Source organism: Saccharopolyspora hattusasensis, assembly GCF_050972075.1.
In the GTDB taxonomy this organism is placed as follows: Bacteria; Actinomycetota; Actinomycetes; order Mycobacteriales; family Pseudonocardiaceae; genus Saccharopolyspora; species Saccharopolyspora hattusasensis.
Window position 1 is genome coordinate 3,441,897 of sequence record NZ_JBPCDC010000001.1, and the last position, 13,914, is coordinate 3,455,810.

Below are 13,914 nucleotides of genomic sequence, written 5' to 3' on the forward strand. Positions count from 1 at the left end.
GTTCGAGCCTCCGCAACGTTCCCTTCCGGTGAACTCGACTGCAAGGCTTCTCGATCAGGGCATCGTCGCGGTACGAGTCCGGCGGAGCCAACTCACGAGGACGGGCCAGCGAGTGCAGCATCACCCTTCGACCGGCAGCCGCCACGACCACGCCGACTCGGGTACGGGCGCGATCACCGTGGCCGAGTTGATGAAGCGGATCCCGCTGTCCCCGGAGCACGAGCGCCTCGCCGACCAACTGCTCAAGACGCCTGATCCGGCGGATGATGCGCTGTCGCTGCGCTGCCGGATCGTCCTCGGCTCGCTGGGTGCTCTGCTGATCCTCGGGGCCGCTTCGGTAGGCGCGACGATCATCGCGGAACCTGCCGCCGCGCCGCACCCCGCTTCCTCCGCCGCCCCGATCGACGGCGTGTCGGCGCTTCGACCAGACCTGGTGCGCAACGCCGGCTGGCCGTTCGCCGACAACGGCGGCTTCGCCGCAGTGGCCGGTTCGGGCGGCACCAGCGACGCGCCGGAACCTGCGGAGCAGAGCACCGCCAACCCCACGGCGGGCAGCCAAGGATCGGCGCTCAGCCTGGTCAACGAGTTCTACCGCCGCTTGCAGCACGACCCGAGCTCGGCCGTTGCGCTGGTGGACCCGAGACTGCTCGCCGGGCAGCGGGCGGCGCTGGTCCGGGGGTGGGAAGCCGTCGAATCGCTGCAGCTGCGGGCGCATACGAGGTCGGTCGGCGTGGTGCTGACCGAGGTCGAGGCCCGCTATCCGGACGGGCACCGGGTGGTGCTCCGCCAGCTGCTCACAGTCGAATCGGATGCCCATCCGAAGATCGTCGAGGCCGAACTGCTCGGCGCCCGGCACGTCTCTCCCCGGTAGCGGCGCGGGAACGGCTTCTCACAACAATGCGACAACGACCGGGCCCGCGGAAACGCCCGCCCCGGTACCGAGATGAACCGGACAGCGGCGATATCGCTTCTCCGCGCCACCGGCTCACGTCCCCGCGCGGACGCCTCGGAGGACCCGATACGCCCAACATCACCAGCGGAAACGGCTGTGAGGCGGATCCGGTTCGGCCGACCGCGCTAGGTCGGCAGCGTAACGTCGAATTGGGTTGCACCGATCTTTTCGACTTCGGGCCTACGCCAACACGGCGTGGGCTAGGCTCCCTTATCGCGGTTCGGATCGAGCCATCCGGCCAAACCGGACCGCGTCGAGAACGTGTACATATCGGGGGGCCGGAGCCGGTCCGCCTAATCCGCCGATGTTCGGTGGGGCCGTGCCCGGGACGATCCTCCCGGGTTCATGCGGTGCCCGTTGAGCATCGATAGCAGTACGGGGAGACGTCGGTGAGCGACGAAGGTCGCCTGGTCGCCGGACGCTACCGAGTGCAGCGACGCATCGGCAGTGGCGCGATGGGCGTGGTGTGGGAGTGTGTCGACGAACGCCTGCACCGCACGGTCGCGGTCAAGCAGTTGTTGCTGCAGCCCGGATTGGATCCGGGTGAGGCCGAGGAAGCGCGGCAGCGGGCAATGCGGGAAGGCCGCATCGCGGCCCGCCTACAGCACCCGAACGCGATCTCGGTGTACGACGTGGCCGAGGACGAGGGTCAGCCGGTCCTGGTCATGGAGTACCTGCCGTCCACCAGCCTCGCCGGGATGATGTCCGATCACGGGCCGCTCCCGCCGCGCGAGGTGGCGCGGATCGGTACGCAGGTCGCCTCGGCACTGGGTGCGGCGCACGCCGCCGGTGTCGTACACCGCGACATCAAGCCCGGCAACATCCTGCTCGGCGACAACGGCCAGGTGAAGATCACCGACTTCGGGATCTCGCGGGCGCAGGGCGACGTCCAGGTCACCAAGACCGGGATGCTCGCGGGCACGCCCGCCTACCTGTCCCCCGACGTGGCGATGGGCCAGGAGCCGACACCCGCCTCCGACGTGTTCTCGCTCGGCGCGACGCTGTACGCGGCGATCGAGGGCCACCCGCCGTTCGGGCTGAACGAGAACACCCTCGCGCTGCTGCACGCGGTGGCCGCCGGGAAGATCGAGCCGCCGCAGCAGGCGGGCCCGATGGTGCCGCCGCTGATGGCGATGATGGCCGCCCGCGTCGAGGACCGGCCGGACATGGCACAGGTCCGGGACATGCTGCAGGCGGTGGCCGACGGCGGTTCGGTGACCTCGGTCCCGGCCATGGTGGCGCCGATCCCGCCCGCGCTGACCCCGGAGCCCAGTCGGCCCGATCTGGCCCCGACCAGCGTCGCCGGCTCGAACGGCACCACCGTCGCGTCCTACTACGAGGACGAGCCGTACTCCGAGCAGGCCTACGCGGACGCCACCTCGTACATGGGTTCCGACACCCGTGGCGACGCGGCGATCTATGAGAAGCCACGCAGGAGCAAGCGGCCCGTGGTGATCTCGGGCATCGCGCTGGTGGCCGTCGCGGTGATCGCGGTGCTGGTGACATCTGCGCTGATGAACAGCCAGAAGCCGCCGGAGAACACCGGGAACACGACGACCTCGCAGGTAAACCCGGTGCCTCCGCCACCGCCGGAGACCACCAGCGAGAAAGAGCCGACCGCCACGAAGACCAACGTCCCGAGCACGACGCCGCCGACGACACCGAGCACGACGCCGCCGACGACACCGAAGACAACGCCGCCGTCGACTTCGCAGACGCCGCCGTCCACGTCGAAGACGACGACGCCCACCACGGAACCCGACGACACGCCTACGAGCGAGCCGAACAGCAGCGGGTCCGGGGAATAGGATCCGCTCGCGAACACGGGCTGGCCGGGGCGTTCACCACGCGGTGAGCTCCCCGGCCACGAGTGTGTTCGGGCACGGGTGGCCCCGGTGTGCGATCGGGTGCGAGACGCCCAGTAACGTTGCGCACCGTCGGGTGAAAGCTGGCCACGGGGGTCCGGTCAGTACTGTCCAAGTAGGCACAGCCAGTACCAGGAGACACCGGTGAGCGCCGAAGGTCGTTTGATCGCGGGCCGGTACCGCTTGCAGCAGCAGATCGGCAGCGGCGCCATGGGCGTGGTGTGGCAGGCCGTTGACGAGCGCCTGCACCGCACGGTCGCAGTCAAGCAGCTGCTGCTGCAGCCCGGTTACACCCCCGAAGAAACCGAAGAAGCCCGTCAGCGGGCGATGCGCGAAGGCCGCATCGCCGCCCGATTGCAGCACCAGAACGCGATCGTCGTGTTCGACGTCGCGGAGGACGAGGGCCAGCCGGTCCTGGTCATGGAATACCTGCCGTCGCAAAGCCTCTCGTCGGTCATCGACGAGCAGGGCGTGCTGCCGCCGCTGCAGGTGGCGCGGATCGGCGTGCAGGTGGCCGGGGCGCTGGCCGCGGCGCACATGGCCGGCATCGTGCACCGCGACCTCAAGCCCGGCAATATCCTGCTGGGCGACAACGACATCGCCAAGATCACCGACTTCGGCATCTCCCGGGCCATCGGCGATGTCGCGGTCACCAAGAGCGGCATCCTCGCCGGCACCCCGGCGTACCTGGCGCCGGAGGTGGCGCTGGGACGGGATCCGGCGCCTGCCTCCGACGTTTTCTCGCTGGGCTCGACGCTGTACGCGGCGATCGAGGGCGGGCCGCCGTTCGGGGTGGACGAAAACGCGATCAGCCTGCTGCACCGGGTGGCGCGCGGGCAGATCGAGCCGCCGCAGCAGGCCGGGCCGATGACCCCGGCGCTGATACAGCTGCTGCGCCCGGACCCGGTCGACCGGCCGACCATGGCACAGGCCCGCGAGCTGCTGCAGGCTGTGCTCGACGGGCGGCCGATCCCGAACGCTTCGCCCAGCGGCGGCTGGCAGCGGCCGCAGGCCGCATCGCCGCGTACGCCGCCCGCGGGCAACCGGATGGGTCCGCCCCCGGCGGCCAATCCGCCCACCATGGTCGGTGGCGCGGTGCCCGCGCAGCAGGAGGCACCGCGGCGCAACTACCGCCAGATCGCCTTGTGGGTGGTGGCGATCGTGGTCGCGGTGCTGGTCGGGGTGCTCGCCGCGAACGCCTTCGGAGACGGGACACCGCAGGGGCAGTTCGCTCCGTCCGCCCCGCCGCAGACGCCCCCGGAGTCCAGCGCCTCGTCGGCCACGGCAACCACGACCACGGCGACGGCGACTTCCGCGCCCGCGACCACCAGCAGCTCCCCGCCGTCGACCAGCGCGATGCAGCAGCCGTCTCAGGACGAGATCGTGGACGTGGTGCGCAGGTACTACTCGCTGGTGCCGGGCAAGCTGGACCAGGCCTGGAATCTGCTGGGGCCGAACCTGCAGTCACAGGGCAAGGACCGCTACGAGGGGTTCTGGAAGACGATCGAGGACGTGAAGATCATCGGCGAGCCGGTGCAGTCCGGGGCCAACGTGATCGTGACACTGCAGTTCACCAAGGGCCACAGCAAGGTCACCGAGTCGCACGTGCTCGGCATGGTCGCCACGCCCGACGGGAAGCCGTTGATCAACACCGACCGCCGCAACTGACCGCCCCGCCAGAGACTGTTTCCAAACTCGTTCTGCGCGGCAGTGCGAGCCCGGAACATCAGACACCGTCTGGTCTCCGGGATCCGGGGCTGACTGGTGAGAACGGAAACTGGCACTAAGCACGCGAGATCCTGACCTGTTTGTTGACGGCCTTGATCGTTTGTCTGAAGCTTCGCTGCGGTCCCGCCGCGGTGGGCGGATGCAGATCTGAAAGGCCAGAGAGTTGCCAGTTGAGTTCGACCAACCACCTGCGCGGTAGCACCTGGAACCCCTTGACATCGTCGCAGCGTTTGACGATTTCCAGTACCAGTCCGAGTTTGTCCTTCGCCCAGGCCAGGCCGTTGACGACGAGTTCGTGGTCGACGTGACGCTCGGGTACCGCAGGCGGTAGAACTTACTGCATGAAGGCCGGTGAGCTTCCCACAGAAGAGATGACGCGTGATCCCATGGCTTTTACCGATCGGGTCACCGCTAGCTCGACCAAGTGGCCGATTGAGGCAAAGCGGTACCGGTTGGTGATCAGCCGGGCATGCCCGTGGGCCAACCGAACTGCGATCGTGCGGCGGTTGATGGGTCTAGACGATGCGATCTCGCAGGCAGTCGCCAGTCCGATCCTGGAGACCATCGCCGGCGACGCGCACTGGGTGTTCTCCGACGACGTAGGTGGTGTTGATCCAGTGCTAGGCGTGCACGCATTGCGCGACTCGTACCTGGCTCGTCGCCCAGGCTACGACGGTGGCGTTAGTGTGCCCGTGCTGGTGGACATACCCTCCGGGCATCTGGTGTCAAACGACTTCGAGTCGCTGACCATCGACATGGGCAAGGAATGGGTTGCGCTGCAACGCGACGGTGCCCCGGACCTGTACCCCGACGCGCTGCGCGACGAGATCAATGCGGTGAACGAGTCGGTTTACGCCAACCTCAACAACGGCGTCTACATGGCTGGTTTCGCCCCGAACCAACAGGCGTACGAAGGCGCGGTGCGCCGAGTGTTCGCCGAGTTGGATCAACTGGAGGCGCGGCTCACCACCCGCCGGTACCTGGTGGGCGACAGCATCACCGAAGCCGACATCCGGCTGTGGCCGACGCTGGTGCGCTTCGATGCGGTGTACCACGGGCACTTCAAGTGCAACCTGCGCAAGCTGATCGAGTACCCCGCCCTGTGGAGCTACGCGCGGGACCTGTTCCAGACGCCTGGCTTCGGGGACACCATCGACTTCGACCACATCCGCAAGCATTACTACTACGTCCACTCGGGAATCAATCCGACGCGGATCGTCGCAGTCGGACCTAAGCCAGTGGCGTGGCTGACCGCGCACGGCCGAGAACAACTCGGCGGCAGGCCGTTCGGCGACGGCAGGCCGCCCGGTCCGCCACTGGAGAAGGACAGGGTCCCCCAGATCGGTTGAGAGGAAAGGAATCAAGCCATTTCCACGAGTGCGCCGTCGATGGGCGCCATGAAGAAGCCCTGCAACTGCGCCTTGGGGACGCCGACGCCGACGGCCCGTAGCTCGTGGTCGGTCAGCAGCTTGGTGACCACCAGCTTCATCTCGTTCATCGAGAAGCCCCTGCCGAGGCACGTCCGGCTGCCGCCGCCGAACGCGCCCCAGCGGTACCGATCCACCGAGCAGGTGAGGAACCGCTCCGGCTGGAACTCGGTCGCCGCATCGAAAACCTCCGACGAACGCTGGAGCAGGTAGGCGCAGTGCACCAGGATCGACCCGGCCGGAACCTGGTAACCGTCCAACTCGATGTCCTGCTTGAGCAGCCGCACGCCGTTGAGCGCGGTCACCGGATGCAAGCGCAGGACCTCCTTGAGCACCGCATCCAGGTACGGCAGCGTGTTGACGCTGTCGCGGGTAATGGTGCCGTCACCGATGTTGTCCGCGATCTCCTTTCGCACCGAGCCGAGCACGCGCTCGTCACGTAGCAGGCGGACGAACGTCCACGCCAGGGTGTTGGCGGTGGTGGAAAAGCCGGTGTACAGGAGACTGAACACCTCGTCGCGGATAACCTCGTCGGTCAGCTCCACATCCCCCTCTTCTGCCAGTCTCAGCAGAAGCGACAGAGTGTCCGGAGACTCCGGCGCTGACCAGACGCGGTAGTCCGGGATGCGACGTGCCACCAGGGAGCGGATGCCGGCATCGGCGGCCAGTACCTCCTCACCAGTGTTTTTGGCGTTCTCGGTGTGCAGCAGCGTTGTGCGGATGAATTCGCGGTCTTCTTCCGCCATGTTGCCGCACACCACCTCAGTGATGATGGCGGACGTCATGATCTGAAGTTTTTCGAACAGCCGGAACGGCGTGCCCTTGGGCCAGGTCTCGACCTGGCGAGCGAGTTCGGCCAGCACCAGCTCGGCGTAGTCGCGGCTGCCACCGAAAGGATGGAGTTGCTGGCGACGTTTGCGATGGGCTTTGCCCTCGATGTAGGCGACCGAGGCCTCATCCGTGCCGAAGAAGATCTTGTTGGCCTCCGCACCGGAGATGACATCGTCCGGCGACTCGTACATGACCTTGATCTGGTGTGGACGGGTGAGGAACACCCAATTGCCGTTGTCGTTGATATGCGGCAGGAACAGCCCACCGACATTGCCCAGCGGGAGGCTGAAGAGGGTGCCGTACACGGCGAACAGTTCGTCCAGGTAGCCGTAGGTGTCTTCGTTGAAACGGGCGAGCACGTCCCACGGCTCACCATTCGGGCCGGGAATCGAGGACTTGGCGATATCGAGCACGGTCAGTTCTCCTTGTCGCGCAGGACGCGCACCGACCACTCGACGTCGTCGACCATCCGGTCGACGACGGTACGGTCGGTCTGGTGGTGCAGGATGCAGGCCCGCACGACCAGACCGTGCTCCGGCAGTTCGGTCGTCGTGAGGTAGACGTTGCCCCGTGAGCAGACCAGCTCACAGAGTTCGGCGTTGAGGACGGAGTCACGAGCCCCACTGAGCTTGAAGATGACCACAGGCAAGTGGATGGGGTGCTGGCGCACCACCTCCAGACCGTCCAGGGTCGCCAGCCGGTCGGCGAGGTAGTGCGCGAGATCGATCTTCTCGTCCAGAGTGGTCTCGAACGCCGCCACACCGTGCATCTTCAGCGGCAGCCAGGCGGTCAGACCCCGGATCTCGCGAGACAACTCCGGGCCATATGACGCGAAGTCGGCCAGCTCAGGTTCGTCGACAAACCCTGGCAGGTAGGCGGCACCTGGGATCTCGAACGCGTCGCCTAGCCGGACCCGATCCTTCACCAGCAGAGCAGAGCTGCCGTGTGGCAGGAATAGCGACTTGTGCGCGTCGACCGAGATGGAGTCGGCGTCCTCGATGCCGCGCAGAGCAGCCCTGCCGCGCTCGGTCAACCGGAAGAAGCCGCCGAAGCACGCATCTGCGTGGAACCAAGCGCCCTCTTCATGGGCAATCCGGGCGATGGCGGCGAGGTCGTCGACTGCACCGGAGTTGGTGGTGCCCGCCGTACCGACAACGCAGACCGGCCGGAAGCCTGCCGCGCGGTCGTCGGCGATGCGGGCGCACAGTTCGGCCAAATTTTTTCCCTTTTGCCGATCACCCACAGCGGGGAACATTCTCACCAATCTGGCCCAGCGACTCTGCCCTTGAGCCAAGGCATGCAACAGTCATCGGGTTCATGAGTTGATCAGCTCGCCACCAGCGCAGCCGTTGTCCCAGGACCAGCATCTTTGGTCAGGCCTACGCGACCGCACCCCACCCTGAGCCTTGATCACTCTCCATGATATGATCATCTCTCTCTTAGAGACTGTTGGGTAACTGGGGCGACACTGAGCGTGGCGTGATGTTGATCTCGGCCAGCGTGTCGAGATGACAAAGGGACTGGAGTGCCGACGGCACGATCGACCGTGTCCACGACGCGCTGCGCGAAACGCGGGTTCGATATGGGCAAGAAAACGACAGGCCGCAAACGGCACCTCATCGTGGACACCCTCGGCCTGCTGCTGGTCATCATGGTCACCTCCGCATCGGTGCAGGACCGCGCGGAGCGCGGCGGGCGCGAGATCCTGCGGCGCCTGGCGGCCCGGTTCCCCTCGATCGCTCTGGTGTGGGCCGATGGCGGATACGCCAACTCCGTCGTCAACGGCCTGCTGGCCTGGGCGAAGGAAAAACTCGGACTGGTACTGGAAATCGTCAAACGCAGCGACGATGTCAAGGGGTTCCAGGTGCTACTACTAGGCTAGGTGGGTGGTCGAACGAACTTTTGGGTGGCTGATCCGCAACCGTCGCCTCGCCCGCGACTACGAACGCCTGACCGCGAACTCCGAAAACATGATCAAACTCGCGATGATCCGCCTCATGGCCACCCGGCTCGCCGGCCAGAGCATCCGGTGGTCCAACGCCACCGAACGCGAAGCCGCCCGCCGACTCACCGCCGAAACCAACATCGCTGCGTAACCACCCAGTTACCCAACAGTCTCTTAGACCATCAGCCTGGATAAGGAGATGTGGGGTGGCTCTGGCTGTCGCGTGGTTACCCCCGCGGTGTACTTCGAGTTCCTGGAACTGCAGCACAAGGTTGAGCTACACAACCTGACCGGCCGGGTGGTCGAGTGCCCGCTGGACGGGATGAACCGGCCGCCGGCCTCAGTCGAACCGCAGCTGCGGATCCCGCCGAGCGAGCAGTAGATCGAGCAGCTGTTTGCTGGGTGGCGCGAGGAGCTGGCCAACTGCCGCAAGTTCGCGTCGGACGTCCGCAACTACGCGGTCGCCCGGTTGGCCAGCGATGTCGGCTTGCGGATCAACGAGGCTCGGATGCTCGACCTGGACGACGTCCGGCGGGAGCTGGGCCGGGTCGGCAAACTCAACCGGTCCGACCGGAACTTGCAGTGGTTCATCCGACGGCGAAACACCGATAACCTAGGAAACAGCGCCCAACCCGAAACGCTCACGGGTCCTTCGCTGCGGCCATGCAGGAGTCGGGATCCCGGAGCCGAGAAGGCGTCTGAGGTTCCGCTACCCGCACAGTCAAGCACCAGCCCGGGATAGGTTTTCAGGCTTGGGCGATCTCCAGGAGGGTGTTGAGCATGGACTGGGTGGCCGGGCGGTCGGCCACCGTTTCCCGCACCGCGACGTACAGGCGGCGGGCGGGCTCCGGGTTGCGCACCGGCCTCACCACCACTCCGGGGTGCACGACGTCCAGGCCCAGGCGCGGGACCAGCGCAACGCCCAGCCCCGCGGCCACGAAACCCTGCGCTGAGTAGCTGCCGTCGGTCTCCAGCGCCACCTTGGGCGTGAACCCGGCACTGGCGTAGGCGTCCCTGAGCAGCGTCGAGCAGACGTCATCGCTGGTCACGGCGCTGTTGATCCAGGATTCGCGGGCCAGCTGGACCAGGTCCACGCAGTCCTGGGCGGCCATTGGGTGCGATTTCGGCAGCACCAGCCGGTACGGGTCGTCGCCGAGGTGCACGAACCGCACCCCGCGTCGTTCGGGCACCGCACGCCCCACCACGATGATCGCCAGGTCGGCCTCGCCGCGGGCCACCTCGTCGAGCAGCCCGACCTCCTGCATCCGCAGGTCGAGCTGGACCTCGGGGTGCTCGGCCCGGAACTTGGCGACCGCGGGCGGAATCAGCCCGACGCTGGCGGTGTGGAAGAACCGCACCCGCAGCAGGCCGGTGCGCCCGGCGCGGATGTCGGCCAGCTCCGCCTCGGTGCTGCTGAGCAGCTCGGCGATCTGCCCGGCGCGCTCGGCCAGCAGGGTGCCCGCCGGGGTCGGCCGGAGCCCGCGCCCGACCTTCTCCAGCAGCGGCGTGCCCGCCTCCTTCTCCAGCGTGGACAGCTGCTGGCTGATCGCGGACGGGGTGTACCCGAGGTTCGTCGCGGCCGCGCTGACCGAGCCGCTGGTGACCACGGCGCGCAGCACTTGCATCCGGCGTACGTCCAACACGACTCCACGATACAGCAAACCTAAAACATCGATTGATTTTATTTCACTTGTTCTTATGTCTGGGTTGGCGCAACGTAGTAGGCGGAAATCGGTTCGGCGGGCGCCGAAACACCGACGACCTACCTTCACGGCGACACCTCGACCACGCGATACCCCGCGAGACCGGACAGGACATGAACAACCCGAACAACTACGTCCGACTGGGCGTGCTGGCGCTGCTTTGGGGCTCCAGCTTTCTGCTGATCAAGCTCGCGCTGGGGGCGCTCTCCCCGACCCAGATCGCACTGACCCGCATCGTGCTCGGCGCCGCGGTCCTCCTCGCGCTGTGCGCGCTGCGCGGCATGCGACCGAGCCGCGACCGCAAGCTGTGGCGGCACATCGCCGTCGCCGCGCTGTTCGGCAGCGCGCTGCCGTGGGTGCTGTTCGGCCTCGGCGAGCAGACCGTCGACTCCGGCCTGACCGGCGTGCTGAACGCGACGACGCCACTGTGGACGGTGCTGTTCGGGCTGTTCGCCGGTCGCGAGGCGATGCCGCCGACCCGACTCGGCGGACTGCTGCTGGGGTTCCTCGGGGTGCTGCTGATCTTCGCCCCGTGGCAGGGCGGCAGCCTGCTCAGCTGGGGCGTGCTCGCCTGCCTGAGCGCGGCGGTCAGCTACGGGATCGGCTACGTCTACATCGGACGGAACCTCACCGGGAACCACGGCCTGCCACCGCTGGCGCTGGCCGCCATGCAGATGGTCGCCGCCACCGGATACGCGCTGCTGGCACTCCCGCTCGACGGCCTGCAGCCGGTGCGCTGGGAGCCCCTCGCGCTGCTCGCGGTCGCGGCCCTGGGCATCTTCGGCACCGGACTCGCGTTCGCGATCAACTACCGGATCATCGGCGACGAAGGCGCGACGACGGCGTCCACGGTGGCCTATCTGATGCCGATCGTATCGGTGCTGCTCGGTTGGTTGCTGCTTGGCGAAGAACTGGGCTTGCGGGTCCTGCTGGGCATGGCGATCGTGCTGCTGGGCGTAGCCCTGACCCGCCGCTCCCCCGCCCCGAAACCCGTTGCCGCACCCGCTCCCGAAGAGGACGAGATGTCGAACCAGCTCCGCACCAAGGCCACTCGCACCACCCGCACCACCCGCACCGACGAGCTCCCGCCGATCGAGCCGCCCGGCGCCTGGACCAGGATCCGCCTCGCGTTGATGCGCGGCTCTCAGCTCTACGCCGACCTGGCCACCAACCACCCGCTGAAATGACCTGGTCCGGGGATTTCCTGGTCCAGAACCGGGAAATCCCCGGAGGTCAGGTCAGCTGGTCATCGCGGGTCCGGGGCGCCGGAACAGCTACGGCTGCCGATAAAGACCGAGTCACACCAGGCGGCGGTCTGAGGCCCAGCGGGACAGCTCGTAGCGGTTCGACAGCTGGGTTTTGCGCAGCACGCTGGACACGTGCGTCTCCACCGTCTTCACCGAGATGAACAGCTCGGACGCGATCTCCTTGTACGCGTAGCCGCGCGCCAGCAGCCGCAGCACCTCACGCTCCCGCGGCGTCAGCAGGTCGAGCTCCGGGTCGCCGACCGGGGCCGAGTTCGGGCCCTCCGAGAAGGCGTCCAGCACGAAGCCCGCCAGCCGTGGCGAGAACACCGCGTCGCCCGCCCGCACGCGCTCGACCGCGTCCGCGAGCTCCCGCCCGGAGATCGTCTTGGTGACGTAACCGCGCGCCCCGCTGCGGATCACCGCGATGACGTCCTCCGCCGCGTCCGACACCGACAGCGCCAGGAACACCACTTCGGTGTACTTGCTGCGCACCTGCCGGAGCACCTCGGCTCCGCCGCCGTCGGGCATGTGCACGTCGAGCAGCACCACCTCTGGGCGGTAGTGATCGATCCCGGTGACGGCCTCGGCCACCGATCCCGCCTCGCCGACCACCTCGACTCGGTCGGCGGACGCGCCGAGCTCGGCGCGTACCCCGGCGCGGAACAACGCGTGGTCGTCGACCAGGAACACCCGGACCGGCCGGGATTCGCTGACCTCGGGTGTCGCTTCACCGGTCACGATCAACATCCTCCATCGCTGGGTTCGTCCCGCAGGGTACGCGAGTTCACGCCGCGGCCCTGGGCATTTCCATCTGCACCTCGGTGCCCGAGCCGGGCGAGGTGCGCACCTTGACCCGGCCGCCGTGCCGCTGCATGCGGCCGTGGATCGAGTCGGCGAGGCCGTGCCGGTCGTCGGGCACGCGGTCCGGGTCGAACCCCGCGCCGCGGTCCCGCACGTACACCGAGACCTGCTCGGACTCCACCTCCGCGTAGACGCTGACCTCCGCGACCCCCGCGTGCTTGGCGGCGTTGACGACCGCTTCCCGGGCCGCGGCGAGCTGCGCGGTCAGCCGCTCGTCGAGGTCGCAGTCGCCGACGACGACCTGCTGGACCTTGATCGCGAAGACGTCCTCGACCTCGCCGCAGACCCGGCCCAGCGCGGCGGCGAACCGGGCGGCGGGCGCGTCGTCGATCGCCGCCTCCCGCTCGGAACCGTAGCCGTCGGGGCCGTACAGCCAGTTCCGCAGCTCGCGTTCCTGGCCCCGCGCCAGGCGGCGCACCTCGCGCTCGGAATCGGCCTGCTTCTGGATCAGCGCGAGGGTCTGCAGCACCGAGTCGTGCAGGTGCGCGGCGATCTCGGCGCGCTCCTGGGAGCGGATGCGGCTGGCCCGCTCGACGTTGAGGTCGCGCACCAGCCGCACCCACCACGGCACGGTCAGCACCGCTACGCCGATCAGCGTGGCGAGCACCGAAAGCAATCCGAAGCGGACGTCGTCGATGGAGGAGGTGCCGACCAGGAAGATCACGAGGCCCAGGACCACCAGCGCCGCCCCGGCCGAGATACGCACCAGCGCCGCCCGCCCGCCGCCGCCCAGCAGCGCGCCCGCCACCCCGGACCGGGCGCCCTGCCGCCACCGGCGGCGCTGCGACTCGTCGGCTTCCCGCCAGACCACGGCGGCCCCGACCAGCACCACCACCAGCGGGGCGACGACCCACGTCGGCGCCGCGATGAACGACACGGCCGCCACCATCGCCCCGATGCAGAGCAGGATCATCCCGACGCCCTGCTGGCGTTCCTTGACCGAGATGGGCTGTTCCACGCCGCTGCTCTGCGGCACGAACACCCAGAGCACCGCGTACGCGAGGATCCCCGCCCCGCCGCACACGGCTAGCGCCGCGAAGGCACCGCGCACCCACAGCACCGGGAGGTTCAGGTGCTCTGCGACACCGCTGGCGACCCCGGCCACCAGCCGTCCGGTGCGCCGGCGCCGCAACTGCCCGGACAACGTGGACTGCGTCGACAGCGGCACCGTCGGCCGCTCCGCCAGCGGCGTTGCATCGGCCGCTTCCGCCTGATGAGTCCGTTTCCGCTTAAACCGGGCCTTCACGACAACGATCGTCACACGCCCGCACGCGCGCGGGCATCGGGGACGGCCCCTGACTTTCCGGGCAGTCTCAGGGGCGTCCCTGATGCCTCCGGGGGCACCGCTCTCGGAT

General features: G+C 68.0%; 11 protein-coding genes and 1 pseudogene. 7 read left to right on the forward strand and 5 right to left on the reverse strand.

Features of this window, described 5'->3' with window-relative positions:
- Positions 1–112 precede the first annotated feature (112 nt).
- From ACRXBZ_RS15790 to ACRXBZ_RS15805, 4 genes are all read left to right on the forward strand, one after another.
- On the forward strand, positions 113–871 hold the full coding sequence (locus ACRXBZ_RS15790; protein WP_433879771.1) for a hypothetical protein: 759 nt from the start codon (positions 113–115) through the stop codon (positions 869–871).
- Between the two features lie 470 nt (positions 872–1,341).
- Entirely contained in the window at positions 1,342–2,760 is a 1,419-nt protein-coding gene (locus ACRXBZ_RS15795) for a serine/threonine-protein kinase (RefSeq protein ID WP_433879772.1), read from the forward strand.
- A 201-nt stretch (positions 2,761–2,961) separates the two neighbouring features.
- Positions 2,962–4,485 carry a serine/threonine-protein kinase gene (locus ACRXBZ_RS15800; protein WP_433879773.1) on the forward strand — a complete coding sequence of 508 codons (1,524 nt, stop codon included), beginning with the start codon at positions 2,962–2,964 and terminating at the stop codon, positions 4,483–4,485.
- Positions 4,486–4,916: 431 nt separating this feature from the next.
- Positions 4,917–5,894, forward strand: coding sequence for a glutathione S-transferase family protein (locus tag ACRXBZ_RS15805; RefSeq protein ID WP_433879774.1), 978 nt, complete (start codon positions 4,917–4,919; stop codon positions 5,892–5,894).
- Between the two features lie 11 nt (positions 5,895–5,905).
- Here ACRXBZ_RS15805 and ACRXBZ_RS15810 read toward each other — a convergent pair whose 3' ends face one another.
- A complete protein-coding gene (locus ACRXBZ_RS15810; RefSeq protein ID WP_433879775.1) occupies positions 5,906–7,216 on the reverse strand; it encodes a cytochrome P450 in 1,311 nt (436 codons plus the stop codon).
- Between the two features lie 2 nt (positions 7,217–7,218).
- Positions 7,219–8,019, reverse strand: a complete 801-nt coding sequence (locus tag ACRXBZ_RS15815; RefSeq protein WP_433879776.1) for a pyridoxal phosphate-dependent decarboxylase family protein — start codon at positions 8,017–8,019, stop codon at positions 7,219–7,221.
- 299 nt (positions 8,020–8,318) lie between these two features.
- Between ACRXBZ_RS15815 and ACRXBZ_RS15820 the strand changes: the two are divergent.
- Positions 8,319–8,899 (forward strand): annotated as a pseudogene (locus tag ACRXBZ_RS15820) (transposase); the annotation flags it as partial.
- Positions 8,900–8,971: 72 nt separating this feature from the next.
- Entirely contained in the window at positions 8,972–9,130 is a 159-nt protein-coding gene (locus ACRXBZ_RS15825) for a hypothetical protein (RefSeq protein WP_433879777.1), read from the forward strand.
- 364 nt (positions 9,131–9,494) lie between these two features.
- On the opposite strand, the gene ACRXBZ_RS15830 is transcribed toward ACRXBZ_RS15825, so the two are convergent.
- Positions 9,495–10,391, reverse strand: a complete 897-nt coding sequence (locus ACRXBZ_RS15830; protein WP_433879778.1) for a LysR family transcriptional regulator — start codon at positions 10,389–10,391, stop codon at positions 9,495–9,497.
- 173 nt (positions 10,392–10,564) lie between these two features.
- On the opposite strand from ACRXBZ_RS15830, the gene ACRXBZ_RS15835 reads away from it, so the two are divergent.
- Positions 10,565–11,638, forward strand: a complete 1,074-nt coding sequence (locus ACRXBZ_RS15835) for a DMT family transporter (RefSeq protein ID WP_433879779.1) — start codon at positions 10,565–10,567, stop codon at positions 11,636–11,638.
- Between the two features lie 111 nt (positions 11,639–11,749).
- Here the strand turns inward: ACRXBZ_RS15835 and ACRXBZ_RS15840 are convergent, their stop codons facing one another.
- Both ACRXBZ_RS15840 and ACRXBZ_RS15845 read right to left on the reverse strand, forming a co-directional pair.
- Positions 11,750–12,445 (reverse strand): response regulator, encoded by a 696-nt coding sequence (locus ACRXBZ_RS15840; RefSeq protein WP_168585423.1) that lies wholly within the window; start codon positions 12,443–12,445, stop codon positions 11,750–11,752.
- Positions 12,446–12,482: 37 nt separating this feature from the next.
- Positions 12,483–13,805, reverse strand: coding sequence for an ATP-binding protein (locus ACRXBZ_RS15845; RefSeq protein ID WP_433883890.1), 1,323 nt, complete (start codon positions 13,803–13,805; stop codon positions 12,483–12,485).
- Positions 13,806–13,914: the final 109 nt, after the last annotated feature.